The sequence below is a fragment of the Pseudomonas sp. FW305-25 genome, from assembly GCF_017351415.1.
In the GTDB taxonomy this organism is placed as follows: Bacteria; Pseudomonadota; Gammaproteobacteria; order Pseudomonadales; family Pseudomonadaceae; genus Aquipseudomonas; species Aquipseudomonas chlororaphis.
This window is the reverse complement of the sequence record NZ_JACNDE010000033.1, coordinates 30279-47526: the sequence shown is the minus strand read 5'-3', so window position 1 is coordinate 47526 and position 17248 is coordinate 30279. Positions and strand designations below refer to the sequence as shown.

Sequence of the window (17248 nt, the reverse complement as noted above, 5' to 3'; positions counted from 1 at the left end):
CTGGTTTTACAGTCACATGGGTGGTTGCAGGCGCCGGCGCCGCCGGTTCGCACAGGGCCCGCTGCGTTGCCGGACTGCTTTGCCAACCCATCGTTCTGACCCAGGTTCTAGGACACTTCCATGAAGCGATTCGCGACACTCACCCTGACCCTTTGCTCCACGCTGCTGCTGGGTGGCTGCTACCCCCATTGGGACGACGGCCGACGCTACGATCGCGACCATGACGGTTGGCGCGACCACAGCCGTTATGACCGCGACTACTACCGCGACCGCGATCGTGACGACGACCGTTACGACCGCCGCTACGACCGGCGGGACAAGGACGGGCGCTATCGTCGCGACCGTGACGATGACGACGATGATGATTGAGTCGCCGGGCGCTTTTCGCCCGACCTGACAACGGCGCCCGAGGGCGCCGTTGTTGTTTGCCCCGGGTTGGAAAGGGTGCAATTCGCTCGCTGCCCCCGAAAGATCGCAGGCCGCGGGGTAAATTGTTCCGCCAGCGCTTCGTTCCACTCTCAATATGAAATGTTATCTGATAACATTTCGTCGTCTGATCGTTCACTCCCGCGCGCGCCTCAAAAAGGGCGCGCTTGCGTCTGGGCCGGCCATTTGCCAGACCCGGGCGATAACGGCCCACGAAGCTTCGACCGACAGCGGGTTGCGCGCGCAAGGCAAAGCCCTGTGCACGACAGCCCCCAGCAGACAACCCAAGCACCGCGCGGCAATGCCCGCCAGAGGCAGGCGCGCAGTCTTTCCCCGAGCAATTGCAACGCCATCAGAGCGTGGGGAGGCGATTCGTTGAATGAGAGTCCAAAGGAGCACACGACAATGCCAATGAGCATGGCAAACACCCCCACTGGGCCAGCCCCTGTACCCCGAAGAACCATCCCGAGCCCGCGTCCCGCCGCGACCGTCCTGCCCAGGTTTAACGACCTTCCACACAAGTGACTGATATGACTCTTTCTACTGGATTGGCAGGGCAGGCGGGCGTTGCGTCCCCTGCGCTGGCGGGCAGCGTGGCCAAGGCCAATACGCGGATGCTGGCGATCGACGCCCTGCGTGGCTTCGTCATGCTGTGCATGCTGGTGGACCACGTGCGCGAGACCTTCCTCCTGCATCGCCAGGTCACCGACCCGATCGACGCCCTGAGCGTGACCCCGGACCTGTACTTCACCCGCATGCTCAGCGAGATCTGCGCGCCGGTGTTCATTTTCCTCACCGGCCTGTCGGCCTGGCTCTACAGCCAGAAACACAGCCTCGGGGAAACCTCGGTGTTCCTGCTCAAGCGCGGCCTGTTCCTGGTGTTCCTCGAACTGACCTTCGTCTGTTTTGCCTGGAACGCCGAGTTCCCGCCCAAGACCCTGTGGCTGCAGGTGATCTGGTGCATCGGCATCTGCATGATCGTGCTGGCCGGCCTGCTGCACTTCAAGCGCAGCTGGCTGATCGTGCTGGGGGTGGCCATCGTCGCCGGGCACAACCTGCTGGATGATGTGGTGGTGGGCCCCGAGTCGCCGTTCTTCGTGCCCTGGTCGATCCTGCACCAGCGGGTGTTCATCGACATCACCGAGTTCACCCGCGCCCGCACCACCTACCCGGTGTTGCCATGGATCGGCGTGATCCTGCTGGGCTGGGCCATCGGCCCGTGGTTCGGCAAGGACGTGCAGCCGGCGGCGCGCATTTCGCGGCTGCTCAAGGTCGGCGGCGGCCTGCTGGTGGCCTTCGTGTTCATCCGCTACCTGAACGTCTACGGCGAGAAACCCTGGGTGCAGACCGGCGATGCGCTGCGCACCTTCATGAGCTTCATGAGCGCCAAGAAGTATCCGCCGTCGCTGATGTTCCTGATGCCGACCCTGGGCCTGGGGCTGATCCTCCTGGCGTACTTCGAGAAGGTCCAGGAACGCTGGTCGACCGCGCAACTGGCGATCTACGGCGGCGCGCCGATGTTCTTCTACCTGTTGCACCTGTACGTGCTCAAGGCTATGTACCTGGTGGCCGTGGCCATCTGGGGCGCCAACCAGGGCACTTACTACGGCTTCGACAACCTGTCCGGCGTCTGGCTGTGGAGCCTGATCCTCGGCGTGCTGTTGTTCTTCCCGACGCGCTGGTTCGCCGGCCTCAAGCAGCGTCGCCGCGATATCGCGATCCTCAAATACCTCTGAGTGGGATCCCGGTGGTGCGCCCGTATAGCGGCGCACTGCCTCTTATCGCCCGCCATTTATCGATTTTCGGGAGTTCCACAGTGAAGACCTTGACCCGACACACCCTGTTGTTGGCATTTTTTTGGCATTGGGGAGGCCAGAGCCTGCTCGCGCTGGCCGCGGAGCAGGACAATGCCAAGGGCTTTATCGAAGACAGCCAGTGGAGCCTGTTCAACCGCAGCCTCTACGACCGTCGCGACTATCGTCACGGCTCCTTGAGCAATGGCGCGCGCAACGCCTACAAGCCCCGCGCCGAACGCAGCGACCTGGCCGAGGAGTGGGCCTACGGCCTGATGGCCGACTACAGCTCCGGTTTCACCCAGGGCACGCTCGGCTTCGGCCTGGACGCCCATGTGTATTCCGGCTGGAAACTCGACAGCGGCGGTGGCCGGGCCGGCAAGGCGCGGTTGCTGGGGGTGGACAACGACGGCCATCCCAAGGACGAATTCAGCCGCGGCGGCGCGGTGGCCAAGCTGCGTTTTTCTTCCACCGAACTGCGCTACGGCGAGCAGCGGGTCAAGACCCCGGTGTTCGGTTCCTCCGACAGCCGCCTGCTGCCCGAGACCGCCACCGGCTGGTTCCTCACCAGCCGCGAGCTGAGCGACACCACCCTGTACGGCGGCCACTTCAACGAAAGCACCGACCGCAACGCCACCAGCCACGACCAGGGGTTCGTGGTCAATTATTCCAATGGCCAGCAGGGCGACAGCTTCGACCTGGTCGGTGTGCGCAATACGGCAATCAAGGGCCTCAACGCCAGCCTGTTCAGCGCCTTGTACGAAGACACCTGGCGCCAGCAGTACCTCGGCGCGCTCTACAACCTGCCGTTGAGCCCGGGCCAGGACCTGACGTTCGACTTCAACCTGTACCGCACCCAGGACACCGGCAAGGCCCTGTCGGGGCGCATCGACAACACCACCTGGAGCCTGATGTCGACCTACAAGAGTGGCGCCCACAGTTTTGGCCTGGGCTACCAGAAGGTCGACGGCGACACGCCTTACGACTACGTCACCCGCGGCGCGATCCTGCTCAGCAACGCCGTGGCCCTGTCGGACTTCAACGCCCCTGAGGAAGCCTCCTGGCAGGCCCGCTACGACCTGAACATGGCCGGCTACAGCGTGCCCGGCCTGACCTTCAGCGCCCTGTACGTGCGCGGCAGCGGCATCGACGGCAGCCACATGGACCCGCGCGGCGGCTACGCCTGGCTGGGCTACGGCGAAGGCGGCAAGCACTGGGAACGCGACCTGCAGGCCAAGTACGTGGTGCAGTCCGGCCCGGCGAAAAACCTCGCCGTCACCCTGCGCCACGCCGTGCACCGCGGCAATAAAGCCCAGGCCGAGCTGGATGCCGACCAGCTGCGGCTGGCGATCGAGTATCCATTGGGCGGCAGGTTCTAGGGCCCAGGCACGGCCCGTCAGCGCCCGGCCCCTCCTTGCGGAGGGGTTTTCATGGTCCGGACATTTATTGCCCGGGGCTTTATGGCCGGGCGCCGTTAATGCTGCTATGCCTTGGAGAGCCCTTCAGGCTTTACCGCAGCAGTTGTCATGACACGGACGTAGGGTGACACCGGTCCTCGCCTGGCCGATTGGCCGCGCGGGAACCTCACTTGACTGCCATGGGGTAACCAGGTCGTGGAGAACACAAGGATCAAGGCGCGCCAGCTGATCGTCTGCATCGATGGCACCAACAACCGTTTCAGTGACGAACCGACCAACGTGGTCCGGCTGTTTCGCTCGCTACCCAAGGACAGCGAAACGCTGCTGGCCTATTACGACCAGGGCGTGGGCACCTTCGGGCTCAGCGAAACCCTGTTCGAATGGCAGAAGGTGCCGTCGCGCATCGCCGGGCTGATGTTCGGCTGGGGCATCAAGCGCAACGTGCTCAATGCCTACCGCTTCCTGATGGAGAACTACAGGGACGGCGACCAGATCTTCCTCTTCGGTTTCTCCCGCGGCTCCTACGCGGTGCGGGTGCTGGCGGCGCTGCTGCATACCATCGGCCTGTTGCCGGCCCATCAGGTCCAGCTGATGGACTTTGCCTGGTCGCTGCTGACCACTCGCTTGAAATCCGCTGATAATTCCAAGCCGAATCGCCAGCGGGCCATGAGTTACACCTGGTGGCGCATGAGCGCGGATAAAAAACCGGATTTCGATTTGATGGAGGCGTTCAAGGGCAGCTTTGCCCGGAAGGTGAGCATTCACTTTCTCGGGCTGTTCGACACCGTGAGTTCGGTGGGCTGGGTGTACGACCCGCTGATCGTTCCCTACACCCGCCGGAACAAGGACGTGAAGATCATCCGCCATGCGGTGTCCCTGGACGAACGCCGCAGCTTTTTCCGCCAGAACCTCTGGACAGAGGACGAGGGGGTGAACCTCAAGCAGGTCTGGTTCGCCGGCGTGCATTCGGATGTGGGCGGCGGTTACCCCGCCGGCGAATCGCAGCTGGCGTTGATTGCCTTGCGCTGGATGGTCGGCGAGTGCCTGGAGGCCGGGTTGAGCATCGATGCCGAAGCCTGTCGCGCAGAACTCTATCCACCCTCTGTGCTACAGGATCCGCTGGCCCAGGCCCACGATTCCCTGACCCGCAACTGGCTGATCGCCGAGTGGGTGCCACGCCTGGTCTGGAACTCGAAGACCCACAAGCGGGTCCGTGAGTACGGTTCGATGCCGCCGTTCGGCAAACCCAGGTCGCGGGAGATTCTCACGGATAAACCAGGGCAGAAAGTCCGGGTGCATGACTCCGTGGCCGTCCGCCTGAAAGGCTCCCTGGCCGACGACCAGCCCTGGGGCAGCCAACTGACGTACCAGCCGGAAAACCTGTTGCGCATCGATGCCGCGCTGATCGAGCAGGTGGGCGACTCGCCGAGGCTGGATGAGTACAACCTCTAGGGTCGCTCGCCCACTCACTGCCGATGCCGGCGCAGCAGCTCGATCTGCTGCGCCGGCACCTGCTGGCGCAGGGCTTTGTACAGGGCGCGGGTTTCCAGCAGGTTCCAGATCCGCAGCAGGGTTTCCAGGGCGTCCAGCGGCTTGCTGATGAAGTCGCGGGCGCCCAGGGCCAGGGCGCGCAGGCGGGTGTCGCGGGTGGCGTCGGCGGTCAGCACCAGGATCGGCAGGTAATCGTGGGCCGGGATCCGCCGGTTGAGCTGTTCGAGCACGGCGAAGCCGTCGAATTCGGGCATGTGCAGGTCGAGGATCACCAGGTCCGGCTCGAAGCTGTTGAACAGCTCCAGGGTGCGCAGCGGCTGGGTGCTGCTCAGCACGTTGTGCAGGCCTTCGCGGGCCAGCAACTGCTCCATCAGCTCGAGGTTGGGGCGCTGGTCGTCGATGATCAGGATGCGCAAATCGTGGTTCATGCGGGCTCCGGTAAATGTTGCTCAAGGTGGGCGAGAAACGCCGGGATATGAATGGGCTTGGTCAGGATCGCCGTGGCCCCGGCCTGCAACAGGGCGCGGTGGGTCAGGGCGCTGGCGTCGGCGGTGATCATCACGACCGGGGTGCTGGCGGTGGTCGGCGACTCCCGCAGCCGGCGCAGCACTTCCAGGCCTGCAAGGTCCGGCAGGCTGACGTCCAGCAGGATCAGTTGCGGTGCATGCTGGCGCGCCAGGTCCAGGCCCATCTGGCCCTGCATGCTCGACAGCAGGCGAATGCCCGGGCGGCGTTGCAGCAGGGTTTCGATCAGCGCCAGGCTCGACAGGTTGTCTTCGATGCACAACACCTGGCCCCGGTATGCCCCAGCCTCGACCCGGGCCGGCAGTACCGCCGTCGGTTGTTCCAATAGCTGTTGCTCCAGGGCCTGGCGCGCGCCGGTCGCGGCCACCTGGACAAAGGGCAGTTGCAAGGTAAAGCAGCAGCCCTGGCCCGGCGTGCTGTGCACCCGCAGGCTGCCGTCCATCATTTCCAGCAGGCTCTTGCTCAGGGCCAGGCCCAGGCCGGTGCCTTCCACCCGCGGGTCGGCGCCCAGGCGTTCGAAGGGCCGGAACAACTGGTCCAGGCGCTCCAGGGGAATGCCGGCGCCGGTGTCGCTGACCGCCACTTCGACCCGGGTGTCCAGCACCTTGACCGCGATCCGCACCTGGCCCTGGGGCCGGTTGTACTTGATGGCGTTGGACAGCAGGTTGAGCAGCACCTGGATCAGCCGCTGGCGGTCGGCGATCACCCCGCTGTGCTCGCTCAGCGCGGGCAGGGCGGCCAGCTGGATGCCGGCGTCGGTGGCCATCGGCGAGACCAGGGTCAGGGCCTCGTGCAGCACCGCGGCCAGGGCGATCGGCTCGACATTCAGCGCCAGGTGCCCGGCCTCGATGCGGGCGATGTCCAGCACCTCGTTGATCAGGGTCAGCAGGTGCTGGCCGGCGCGCAGGATATGGCCGACCTGGGGCCGTTGGCCGCTCGGCGAGTCCATGTCCAGCAGTTGCGCGAAACCGAGGATGGCGTTGAGCGGGGTGCGCAGTTCGTGGCTCATGCGCGAGAGGAATTCGCTCTTGGCGCGGCTGGCGCTTTCGGCTTCCTCGCGGGCGGTACGCAGGGCGATTTCCGCGGCGCGGCGGTCGGTGATGTCGCGGGTGATCTTGGAGAAGCCGCGCAACGCGCCGCTGGCGTCGTACTGCGCGGTGATCACCACGCTGGCCCAGAAGCGGCTGCCGTCCTTGCGACAGCGCCAGGCCTCCTCCATGTAATGGCCGTCGCGGGTGGCTTCGCGCAGGGCCATGTCCGGGTGCGCCGGGCATTCTTCCGCCAGGTAGAACAGCGAGAAGTGCCGGCCGAGGATTTCCTGTTCGCGGTAGCCCTTGATCCGCTCGGCGCCGGCGTTCCAGGTGGTGACCCGGCCCTGGGTGTCGAGGGCGAAGATCCCGTAGTCCTTGACCCCGTCGATGATCAGCCGCAAGCGTTCTTCGTTGTCGCGCAGGGCCCGCTCGCGCTCGGCCAGCAGTTGCCCGGCTTCCACCAGGCGGGTGCCGAGCTGGCCGATTTCGTCCTGTTCCGGGGCTTGCGGCCGCAACGGTTGGCCGAGGGCCAGGCGCTGGGCGTTGCCTTGCACCTGCTGCACCCGGGCGACTATGCCCTTGGACAAGAACAGCACCGCGACAATCGCCCCGAACAGGCCGCAGAGCGCCGCCAGCAGCGTGGCCAGCAGCAGGCGCATGCGGGTCGCCGAGGCCGCGGCGCTGCGTTCGGCGAGCAAGCCATCTTCGCGGACGCGCATGGCGCTGATCTGCTCGCGCAGCACGTCGAGCACCTGTTTGTTCTCGATCAGGATCGCGGTGATGCTGGCGCTGTCGTCGGGCCGGCCGTTGCGCAGGGCCACCAGGCCGTCGAGCTTGTGGCCGATCAGCGGGGCGATGGCCTTGAGGTGGTCGCGCATGCGCGCATCGCGAATGTTGCTGTCCAGCCGTTGCAGCGCGGCCTGGATCAGCGGCTGGGCACGTTCGTAGCTGGGCAGGAAGTCTTCGCGGCGGGTCAGCAGGTAGCCGCGCACGCTGGCCGCCGCTTCGGCCAGCAGGGTGTGCACGGTCTGGATGTCGCCCTGCACCAGCAGCACCCGGCGCACGTCTTCCTCGGCGCGGGCGGTCTGGCGTTCGGTGATGTAGATCAGCACCAGCGACAGCAGCAGGATCACCAGCGGCAGGGAGATCACCACCAGCGCCTTGCCGCGCAGGGGCAGGTCGAGCCAGTGCCGGCTGGCCAGGAGCCTCATGGCCAGTCTCCCGCGGGCTGCGCCACCAGCCCCAGGGCGATGCCGCGCACCGCGGCCTGGGTGCGGTCCGCCGCGCCGAGCTTGCCGATCACCCGTTCCACATGGGCCTTGGCGGTGCCGGTGGTGATGCCGAGCTTTTCGCCGATCTCGCGGTTGCTGAAACCGCCGGCCACCAGCCCCAGCACCTGGCGTTCACGGGCGGTCAGGGCGACAACCTGGGCAGCGCCGCTGCCGCCGGCGTTGCGTTCGGCCATGCGCCGCAGCAACCGGGCGCTGACGCTGCTGTTGAGGGCTTCCTCGCCCTGGGCCACCCGCTGCAGGGCGCCGAGCACTTCGCCACGGCTGGCGTCCTTGAGCAGGTAGCCGACGGCGCCGGCGGCAATCGCTGCTTCCAGGTGGTCGGGGCTGTCGTCCATGGTGAAGATCACCACCTTGATCGCCGGTTGCCGCTGGTGCAGCAGGCGCGCGGCGCCCAGGCCGTTGAGCAGCGGCATGCGGATGTCGAGGATGGCGATGTCCGGTTGCAGGCGCTCGCACAGGTCGAGGGCTTCCTGGCCATCCCGGGCCTGGCCGACCACCTCGAACTCCGGGTGGCCGGCCAGCAGGGCGACAAAACCGGTGCGGGTGACTTCATGGTCGTCCGCCAGCACCAGGCGCAGGGCAGGGTTCATGGCTGTTCTCCAGCAGCGGGCAGCGGCACCCGGGCCAGCAGGCGGGTGCCGTGGCCGGGGGCGCTGTGCCAGGACAGCTCGCCGCCCAGCAGGCTGGCGCGCTCCTGCATCGCCGCCAGGCCCAGGTGCTGGCCGCCGCAGTTGGACAGCGGGGTGCCCAGCGCGAAGCCGACGCCGTTGTCTGCCAGCGCCAGCGCGGCCTGGCCGTCGGCCAGTTGCAGGCTCAGTTCGACGCGGCTGGCGCGGGCATGCTTGAGGATGTTGTTGATGCCTTCCTGGGCGATGCGGAACAGGGCGATCTCGCTGGCGCCCGGCAGGCGCGCGCTGGACTGTTGCCGCCAGTGCACCTCGAGACCGGCGTCGCGCAGGCGGTCGGCTTCCTTGTCGATGGCCTTGTACAGGCCAAAGTCGTCCAGCACGTTAGGGCGCAGGCCGCCGATCAACTGCCGGCCCTCGCCGACGCAGCCCTGGGCCAGGGTCAGGATGGTCTGCAGCTCGCTGTGCAGCTCTTGTGGCAATGTCGGGCAGCGTCCGGCAAACCCCTGCAGGCGCTGGTGCAGCCCGGCCAGGGTTTGCGCCAGGCCGTCGTGCAGGTCGTAGGCCACGCGCTTGCGTTCGTCTTCCTGGGCGCTGAACAGCCGGTGCACCAGTTCCGACATGGTGCGTTCCCGGGCTTGCAGGGCCTGGAGCAAGCGCTGGTTTTCCAGGTGCGCCGCCAGCAGGGTGGCCAGCAATTGCAGGGATTCCAGGTCCTCGCTGTCGGGTGCGGCCAGGGCCACGCTGTTGGCCAGCAGCAAGGCGCCGAAGGCCTGGCCGTCGGCGCCGGGCAGGGGAATGCGCAGCACCTGGGGCAGGGCGGCATCGGTCTGCGGCAGCCATTCGGGGTGCAGGGTCGCAGACTTGGCCAGCTCATGCAGGGCGGCCAGGCGTTCGCTGCCGCCGTGCTGGGCGGTGGCCTGGGGCGGCTGGGCGGGGTGCCATTCCAGCAGCAGGCCGTGGTCCATCGCCATAAAGGCACAGGCCCGTTGCAGGGCGCGCTGGCGCATGGCTGCGGGCGGCAGTTGGGTCAGTTCCTGGCCGGTGTCCACCAGCAGGCGCAGGCGCGCCGCGCGGCTTTGCGCCTGGCGATACTGGCTGCGAATGGCCAGGGCGCTGCCGGGGTCGTGGGTCGGGCTTTGCATGAAAAACAGGCTCCAGCGTGAAGGGCGTGCGCTCGCGAGCAGGCATTAGACCCGCTTGCCGGCTGTGGGCCTATCTGCCGAATGGCATAGGCCGCCGGCACCGGTTGGCCGATGGCGAGGCCGCAACGGGTGGGCAAAGTGGGCGCATTGAAACCCACTGGAGCCTTCCGATGAAACTGCCAACCACCGCCATTGCCCTGTTGCTGGCCCTGACCGCGCCCCTGGCCCAGGCCCTGGACGCCACGCCTTATGTGTACCGCACCGTCGCCGAGCAGCCGCAGAACCAGGGCGACCGGGAGATCGCCGGCCTGTTCGATCGCTGGAACGCGGCCCTGCAAACCGGCAGCGCAAAAAACGTAACCAGTCTTTACGCCGCCGACGCGATCCTCCAGCCGACCGTGTCGAACCAGGTGCGCACCACCCCGGCGCAGATCCAGGACTACTTCGAGCACTTCCTCGCGGGCAAGCCGGTGGGCCAGATCAACTACCGGGAAATCCGCCACCTGGGCACGGATGCGGCCATGGACAGCGGCGTCTACACCTTCACCCTGCACGAGGCCGGTGGTGCGACCCGCCAGGTGCAGGCGCGCTACACCTTCCTCTACGAGCGCATCGACGGCCAGTGGAAGATCCTCAACCACCATTCCTCGGCCATGCCCCAGGCGCAGCCGCCATTGCAGGCCAGCCATCGCTGAAAAGGCGACCCCTTCTGTAGGAGCGAGCTTGCTCGCGATGGCGTCCCGACAGTCACGCAATCCGTTGACTGATCCACCGCTATCGCGAGCAAGCTCGCTCCTACAAGGTTCAGGCGGCTTCAGCCTTCCTGGCGATAACGCCCCGGGGTCATGCCGAACCAGCGGCGGCAGGCCTTGTGAAAGCTGCTCTGGTCGCGAAAGCCGAGCAGGGCGCCGATGTACTTGACGCTGCGCGCCGAGTTGCGCAGGAAACTGTGGGCCAGCATCAACCGCGCCTCGTCGAGCAGCGCCGAGAAGTGCATGTCTTCGTTGCCCAGGCGTCGCTGCAGGCTGCGGCTGCTGACCCCCACCAACTGCGCGATGTGCCGCAGGTCGCTGGGCCCGCCCTGGGCCAGGCGCTCGGACAACACCCGCCTTACCCGCGCGGTCATCGAGCCGTCGAGCAGCAGCTTGAGGCGGGTTCGCGCGTATTCCATGTGCAGCACATCCAGGGCCGGGTCGGCGCTGGGCAGGGCCATGGCGCAATCGCGCGGGCTGAAGCTCAGGCTGTTGTAGGGCGCCTCGAACTGCAGGTTGGCGCCCAGCAGGTGCTCCAGGGCGCGGGTGTCGGGCGGTCGCGGGTAGGTGAAGCTCGCCGCCAGCGGTTGCGGCTTGTGCCCGGGCAGCAGCCAGTGCACCAGGCCCAGGGTCTGCGCCGCGCCGGCATCGATGAAGGCCCGCGGCACTAGGCCCGGTTCGAGGGCGATGTCGAAGCCGATCAGGGTGACGGCCTGGGGGCTGCGCTCCAGGCACAGGTAGAAGCCGTTGCTGACCAGCGAGTGATAGTCGACCAGGCGTTGCAGCGCGGTGTCCAGGGTGGCGCCGGACATCAGCGCGTAGCCGAGCACTTCCAGGTTGGCCGGGTGGGCCTTGGTGTACGCCAGCAGGCCGAGGTCCGGGTTGCCGCACAGCTGCACGGCGTCTTGCAGCAACGCGTAGACCAGCTCCAGCCTGACGCCCATGGGGTTTTCACAGGCCTCCTGGTGGCTGCTGCCGTGGCGCTTGAGCAAGGCCTCGACCTTGACTCCGGCATCGGTCAGGACATCGGCAAGCACCCGGAAACTGGTGCCGGTCATTCTGTGCATAGTACTTCCTGGACTGGTGGCTAATTGATGTCATTGGCGCTGGCGCATGATCGCAATAAACCTCGGGCCACAGTCGAGAAAGGGCGGTGCGGTGTTTCCAAGGACAAACGAAAGGTATCCGGGAACACTTTCGAGCCGTCCGGGCAGGGGGGATCATAAATAGCAATGAGCCATTATCACGTCGGGCGCGCCGACGCATCCTGGCCAAGCCCACCCGGCGCGCTGTCGCCGCTTCGACTACGGATCTGTCATGCAAAGCGTCAAAGACTTCTATCGGGAACTGGCGCAGGGGCGACTGGCGCTGGCCTTCCAGCCGGTGGTGCGGCTGCCCGACACCAGCCGGGTGCTGTACCTGGAAGGTTTGCTGCGCCATGTCGAACAGCCCGGCAATGGCGTCTACCCGTTCGCGATGCTCGAACGCCATCAGCTGATGCGCGAGCTGGACCGCAGCGTGGTGGGGGGCGTGATCGAGCGCCTGCTGGAGGACGAGCACCTGCGCCTGGGCTGCAACATCTCGGCGCAGAGCGCGATCGTCGATCCGTTCTGGTCCGCCACCCTCGCGCAGTTGCGCGACGCCCCTTCAGTGGCCGCGCGGCTGGTGATCGAAATCACCGAAAGCGCCACGCCGCCGAGCACCGAGGCGGCCATCGAGTTTGTCCTGTGCCTGCGCGAGCTGGGTTGCCGGGTGGCGGTGGACGACTTCGGCGCCGGCCTCGGCACCCTGGAGTTCATCCGCCGGACCTGCCCCGACATGGTCAAGATCGACCAGGGTTACCTGCAACGCGCCCGCAGCGAACCCAACAGCGTGCAGACCCTGAAACACCTGGTACAGCTGTGCAAGACCCTGGCGCCCTGCGTGATCATCGAAGGCATCGAGAGCGAAGCCGACCGCGCCCTGGCCACGGCCTGCGGTGGCGAATGGGGCCAGGGCTACCTGTTCGGCCGGCCACGGCTCGACCGCCTGGGCGTGCCGTGCCGGTTGCGTGGGGTGGTGGCCGAGCGAGTGGTGGCGGACTGAGCGGGGGCGGTTTGCCGGTGCTTGTCAGAGATGACGGCGGCAGTCCATTCACCCATGCCGCCAGCGGCAGTCCGCGGCTTCAGTAATAAACGCCCTTGGCGTCGTAGGGCAGCAGCACGGTATCGACCGCCGCATCTACCGGCAGGCTTACCACCGCCACCAGCGGGCAGACGATGCTCATCCAGCAGTAGATAGTGGCGTAGCCGTCGTAGCCGCGGGCGTCACGCATGGTCAGCAGCTGGATATTTTGCTGGGTGCCTTTGTAGAAGTCGTAGGAAATGTATTGATTGCTGGCACGGGCCATCAGGGTGCCGCAGCCCGAGAGGGCGAGTGTGCCGAGCAGGACGAGAGCAGTGAGCGCTTTGATGATGCCATTCCTTAGCAAGCCGATTTGCGGCGCGCATCTTCGCATCGCGCGAGGTATCAGGCCAGCTTGAATGGCAATGTTCGCAGTGAGCTGCCGGCGATGACGGGGGCGCAGTTGAAATCGCCTTCGCCGGCAAGCCTGGCTCCTACGCAAGCGCGTGCCAGCCGCACATTAGCGAACGCCCTCCGACCCCGTAGGAGCCAGGCTTGCCGGCGAAGGCGTCGGGCGCCTCAGCCGAGAAACCGCGGGCAAAGCCGTTGAGCTTTCAGCCCAGCACCTCGCGCAACCGATGCCACAGCATGCCCAGCGCCAGCAGCGGCGCGCGCAGGGCCGGGCCGCCGGGGAAGGTCATGTGCGGCACTGCGCTGAAGATGTCCAGGCCCTGGCTGTGGCCGGCGTGGATGGCCTCGGCCAGCAGGCGCGCGGTCCAGTGGCTGACGTTGAGCCCATGCCCGGAGTAACCCTGGGCGTAATACACGTTGGGGTACTGGCGCAGGCGCCCGACCTGGGGAAAACGGTTGGCGGTGATACCGATCTTGCCGCCCCATTGGTAGTCGATGCGCACATTCGCCAGCTGCGGGAACACCTTGAGCAGCTTCGGCCGCATATAGGCGCCGATGTCCGCCGGGTCGCGCCCGGAGTAGTGGCAGGCGCCGCCGAACAGCAGGCGCCGGTCCGCCGAGAGCCGGTAGTAGTCGAGGCCGACCTTCTGGTCGCACAGCGCCAGGTTCTGCGGGATCAGTTCGGCGGCCAGGGCCGGCGCCAGGGGCTCGGTGGCGATGATGTAGCTGCCCGCCGGCAGCACCTTGCCGGCAAGGCGCGGCTCCAGGTCATCCAGGTGGGCGTTGCAGGCCAGCACCAGGCTTGCGGCGCGCACCGTGCCGCTGGCGCAACGCACCCGCACGCTGTCGCCGTGGATCAGCTCCAGCACCGGGCTCTGCTCGAAGATCCGCACCCCCAGCGTCCGGGCCAGGGCGGCTTCGCCGAGCACCAGGTTGAGCGGGTGCAGGTGCCCGGAACCCATGTCCACCAGGCACCCGGCATAGACCGAGGACGCCACCACCCGGGCCATGTCCTGCGGGGCGACAAGGTGGGTTTCATGCACGTAGCCCAGGGCCGCGAGGTGTTCCTGCTCGGCCTGGAACGCGGCGAACTGGGCCGGGGTGTTGGCCAGCTCGCAGAAGCCCCAGCGCAGGTCGCAGTCAATGCCGTGCTCGCGCACGCGCTGGCCGACCAGCGCCACCGAGTCGATGCCGGCCTGCTCCAGGTAACGCACGCCCTCGGCGCCGACGTAGCGGGCAAAGCCGCTGACGTCGTGGCCGATGCCGCGGATCAGTTGCCCGCCGTTGCGCCCGCTGGCGCCCCAGCCGATGCGCCGGGCTTCCAGGAGAATCACCGAGAGGCCGCGCTGCGCCAGTTCGATGGCGGTGTTGACCCCGGTGAAACCACCGCCGATCACGCAGACATCGGCGCTAAGGTCGGCATTCAGCGGCGGGTAGTCCGGCAGCGCGTTGGCCGAGGCGGCGTAGTAGGAGCGGGTGTGTTGTGCATGGCTGTGCTGGTTCATTGGTTGGACTTCACTTTGCTCCAGGCGCGGGTCATCAGGCGCATGGTCTGCGGGCTCTGGGTGCTGGAGATGTACAGCTTGTCGAGCACCGCCTGGGGTGGGTAGACCTCGGGGTTGTTCACCAGCTCGGGGTCCATGTATTGCTGCGATGCCGGGTTGGGGTTGGCGTAGCCGACATAGGCGCTGACCTTGGCGATCACTTGCGGGTCCAGCAGGTTATTGATGAAGGCATGGGCCTCCTTGGGATTGCTGGCGTCCGCCGGGATCGCCAGCAGGTCGAACCACAGGTTGCTGCCTTCCTTGGGAATCGAATAGGCGATCTTCACCCCGTTCTTGGCTTCCTTGGCGCGGTTGGCGGCCTGGAACACGTCGCCGGAATAACCGAAGGCCAGGCAGATGTTGCCGTTGGCCAGGTCCGAGACGTACTTGGAGGAGTGGAAGTAGGTGATGTAGGGACGGATCGCCAGCAGCTTGGCTTCGGCTTTCTTGTAGTCCGCGGGGTTTTCGCTGCGCGGGTCCAGGCCCATATAGTTGAGCACCGCCGGGAACACCTCGTCCGGCGAGTCCATCATCGACACCCCGCACTGGCTGAGCTTTTTCAGATTCTCCGGTTCGAAGAACACCGCCCAGGAATCGATGCTGTCGATGCCCAGCACCTGCTTGACCTTGTCGACGTTGTAGCCGATGCCATTGGTGCCCCACAGGTAAGGCACCGAGTACTGGTTGCCGGGGTCGTTCTGCTCCAGCAGGGCCAGCAGTTTCGGGTCGAGGTTCTGCCAGTTCGGCAGCTGCGCGCGGTCCAGCTTGAGAAAGGCCCCGGCCTTGACCTGCCGCGCCAGGAAGTGGTTGGACGGCACCACCAGGTCATAGCCGGTGCGCCCGGCCAGCAGCTTGCCCTCCAGGGTTTCGTTGGAGTCGAAGACGTCGTAGATGACCCGGGTCCCGGTCTTGGCCTGGAAGTCGGCGAGGGTGGTCTCGCCGATATAGTCGGTCCAGTTGTACACGCTGACTGTCGATTCGGCCTGGGCCGTGGCGCCGAACAGCACCGTCAGGGCCAGCGGAACCACTGATTTCCATAGACGCATAGCGATACCCCTTTTTGCGGTTGTTATGGTGTTTGCCAAATTCATGAAGCCCTGTAGCCCTGTAGCCGCTGCCGAGCCTGCGAGGCTGCGATCGGCGGCGCAGCCGACGCAAAACCAGTGCACGCGGTACGCCTGATACAACGCGATTGCCGGGTTGGCGATGGCTGCGCCATCGATCGCAGCCTCGCAGGCTCGGCAGCGGCTACAACGGTGTGCGCGGCAGCGCCCGAATCGCGTAGGCCTCAGACGCTGAGCAACAGGAACTCGCGCTCCCAGGAGCTGATCACGCGCTTGAAGTTCTCGTGCTCGGCGCGTTTCACCGCGACGTAGCCGCGCACGAACTTGCTGCCCAGGTAGCGCTCGATGGTCGGGCACTCTTCCATGCGGGTCAGGGCGTCTTCGATGGTGATCGGCAGGCGCAGGTTGCGCCGCTCATAGGCCCGGCCTTCCACCGCGGCGCTCGGCTCGATGCCCTCGACCATGCCCAGGTAGCCGCACAGCAGGCTGGCGGCGATGGCCAGGTAAGGGTTGGCGTCGGCGCCGGGCAGGCGGTTTTCCACGCGCATGGCTTCCGGGCCGGAGGTCGGCACGCGCAGGCCGACGGTGCGGTTCTCTTCGCCCCATTCGACATTGACCGGCGCCGAGGTGTCCGGCAGGAAGCGGCGGAACGAATTGACGTTGGGCGCGAACATCGGCAGCACCTGGGGGATGTACTTCTGCAACCCGCCGATATGGTGGCGGAACAGCTCGCTCATGCGGCCCTCGGCGTCGGCGAAGATCGGCTTGCCGGTGGCGCTGTCGACCACGCTCTGGTGCAGGTGCATGGCGCTGCCGGGTTCGTCGGCCACCGGCTTGGCCATGAAGGTGGCGGTGACGTTGTGCTTGAGCGCGGCCTCGCGCAGGGTGCGCTTGAACACGGTGATCTGGTCGGCCAGGTCGAGGGCGTCGCCGTGGCGGAAATTGATTTCCATCTGCGCCGGGCCGTCTTCGTGGATCAGTGTATCGAGGTCCAGGCCCTGGGCTTCGCACCAGTCGTAGACATCCTCGAACAGCGGGTCGAATTCGTTGGCGGCGTCGATGGAGAACGACTGGCGTCCGCTTTCGGCCCGGCCGGAACGGCCCAGCGGCGCCTTCAGCGGCAGGTCCGGGTCTTCGCAGCGCTGGGTCAGGTAGAACTCCATCTCCGGCGCGACGATCGGCTGCCAGCCCTTGTCGGCGTACAGCTGCAACACTTTCTTCAGCACGTTGCGCGGCGACAGCTCGATGGGGTTGCCGAACTTGTCGAAGGTGTCGTGGATGACGATGGCGGTCGGCTCGATGGCCCAGGGCACCAGGTAAATGCCCGAGGCGTCGGGGCGGCAGACCATGTCGATGTCCGCCGGGTCCAGCAGGTCGTAGTAGATGTCGTCGTCGACGAAGTCCCCGGTTACCGTTTGCAACAGCACACTTTCCGGCAGGCGCATGCCTCGCTCATGCAGGAACTTGTTGGTGGGCGCTATCTTGCCGCGGGCGATGCCGGTCAGGTCGCTGACCACGCATTCCACTTCGGTAATCTTGTGTTCTTTCAGCCAGGCAGACAGCTGATCGAAAGGGGCATTCATAAGGACCTCGTCAATGATTGTCGGTGACGCGCCAGCACTTGGAG

At 66.3% G+C, this 17248-nt stretch carries 15 protein-coding genes; 6 read left to right on the top strand and 9 right to left on the bottom strand.

The window, feature by feature from the left end; genetic code table 11:
* Positions 1–120: 120 nt before the first annotated feature.
* From J4E58_RS24780 to J4E58_RS24765, 4 genes are all read left to right on the top strand, one after another.
* Positions 121–369, top strand: a complete 249-nt coding sequence (locus tag J4E58_RS24780; protein WP_087090851.1) for a hypothetical protein — start codon at positions 121–123, stop codon at positions 367–369.
* A gap of 587 nt (positions 370–956) precedes the next feature.
* Entirely contained in the window at positions 957–2162 is a 1206-nt protein-coding gene (locus J4E58_RS24775) for a DUF1624 domain-containing protein (protein WP_087090853.1), read from the top strand.
* A gap of 80 nt (positions 2163–2242) precedes the next feature.
* Positions 2243–3598 carry an OprD family porin gene (locus J4E58_RS24770; protein WP_087090855.1) on the top strand — a complete coding sequence of 452 codons (1356 nt, stop codon included), beginning with the start codon at positions 2243–2245 and terminating at the stop codon, positions 3596–3598.
* A 234-nt stretch (positions 3599–3832) separates the two neighbouring features.
* Positions 3833–5089, top strand: a complete 1257-nt coding sequence (locus J4E58_RS24765) for a DUF2235 domain-containing protein (RefSeq protein ID WP_087090857.1) — start codon at positions 3833–3835, stop codon at positions 5087–5089.
* Positions 5090–5103: 14 nt separating this feature from the next.
* On the opposite strand, the gene J4E58_RS24760 is transcribed toward J4E58_RS24765, so the two are convergent.
* The 4 genes from J4E58_RS24760 to J4E58_RS24745 are packed head-to-tail and all read right to left on the bottom strand — an operon-like array spanning position 5104 to position 9747.
* Positions 5104–5556 (bottom strand): response regulator, encoded by a 453-nt coding sequence (locus tag J4E58_RS24760; RefSeq protein WP_009044010.1) that lies wholly within the window; start codon positions 5554–5556, stop codon positions 5104–5106.
* On the bottom strand, positions 5553–7895 hold the full coding sequence (locus J4E58_RS24755) for an ATP-binding protein (RefSeq protein ID WP_087090859.1): 2343 nt from the start codon (positions 7893–7895) through the stop codon (positions 5553–5555). Before J4E58_RS24755 ends, J4E58_RS24760 begins: the two co-directional genes overlap by 4 nt.
* The gene (locus tag J4E58_RS24750) at positions 7892–8566 is read right to left on the bottom strand and encodes a response regulator transcription factor (protein WP_087090861.1); all 675 of its coding nucleotides are present in this window, start codon (positions 8564–8566) and stop codon (positions 7892–7894) included. The genes J4E58_RS24755 and J4E58_RS24750 overlap by 4 nt, the downstream gene beginning before the upstream one ends.
* Positions 8563–9747 (bottom strand): sensor histidine kinase, encoded by a 1185-nt coding sequence (locus tag J4E58_RS24745; RefSeq protein ID WP_087090863.1) that lies wholly within the window; start codon positions 9745–9747, stop codon positions 8563–8565. The genes J4E58_RS24750 and J4E58_RS24745 overlap by 4 nt, the downstream gene beginning before the upstream one ends.
* 170 nt (positions 9748–9917) lie before the next feature.
* Between J4E58_RS24745 and J4E58_RS24740 the strand changes: the two genes are divergently transcribed.
* Positions 9918–10442: an SgcJ/EcaC family oxidoreductase gene (locus tag J4E58_RS24740; RefSeq protein WP_087090865.1), complete on the top strand. Its 525-nt coding sequence runs from the start codon at positions 9918–9920 to the stop codon at positions 10440–10442.
* 119 nt (positions 10443–10561) lie between these two features.
* On the opposite strand, the gene J4E58_RS24735 is transcribed toward J4E58_RS24740, so the two are convergent.
* Positions 10562–11566 carry an AraC family transcriptional regulator gene (locus J4E58_RS24735; RefSeq protein WP_087090866.1) on the bottom strand — a complete coding sequence of 335 codons (1005 nt, stop codon included), beginning with the start codon at positions 11564–11566 and terminating at the stop codon, positions 10562–10564.
* Between the two features lie 250 nt (positions 11567–11816).
* Between J4E58_RS24735 and J4E58_RS24730 the strand changes: the two genes are divergently transcribed.
* A complete protein-coding gene (locus tag J4E58_RS24730) occupies positions 11817–12584 on the top strand; it encodes an EAL domain-containing protein (protein WP_087090868.1) in 768 nt (255 codons plus the stop codon).
* A gap of 79 nt (positions 12585–12663) precedes the next feature.
* Here J4E58_RS24730 and J4E58_RS24725 read toward each other — a convergent pair whose 3' ends face one another.
* From J4E58_RS24725 to J4E58_RS24710, 4 genes are all read right to left on the bottom strand, one after another.
* On the bottom strand, positions 12664–12969 hold the full coding sequence (locus tag J4E58_RS24725) for a YceK/YidQ family lipoprotein (protein ID WP_028684074.1): 306 nt from the start codon (positions 12967–12969) through the stop codon (positions 12664–12666).
* A gap of 247 nt (positions 12970–13216) precedes the next feature.
* Positions 13217–14518 carry an FAD-binding oxidoreductase gene (locus J4E58_RS24720; protein ID WP_087090870.1) on the bottom strand — a complete coding sequence of 434 codons (1302 nt, stop codon included), beginning with the start codon at positions 14516–14518 and terminating at the stop codon, positions 13217–13219.
* Entirely contained in the window at positions 14515–15603 is a 1089-nt protein-coding gene (locus J4E58_RS24715) for a polyamine ABC transporter substrate-binding protein (RefSeq protein WP_087090872.1), read from the bottom strand. The genes J4E58_RS24720 and J4E58_RS24715 overlap by 4 nt, the downstream gene beginning before the upstream one ends.
* A 242-nt stretch (positions 15604–15845) precedes the next feature.
* Positions 15846–17204, bottom strand: coding sequence for a glutamine synthetase family protein (locus tag J4E58_RS24710; RefSeq protein ID WP_087090874.1), 1359 nt, complete (start codon positions 17202–17204; stop codon positions 15846–15848).
* Positions 17205–17248 lie beyond the last annotated feature (44 nt).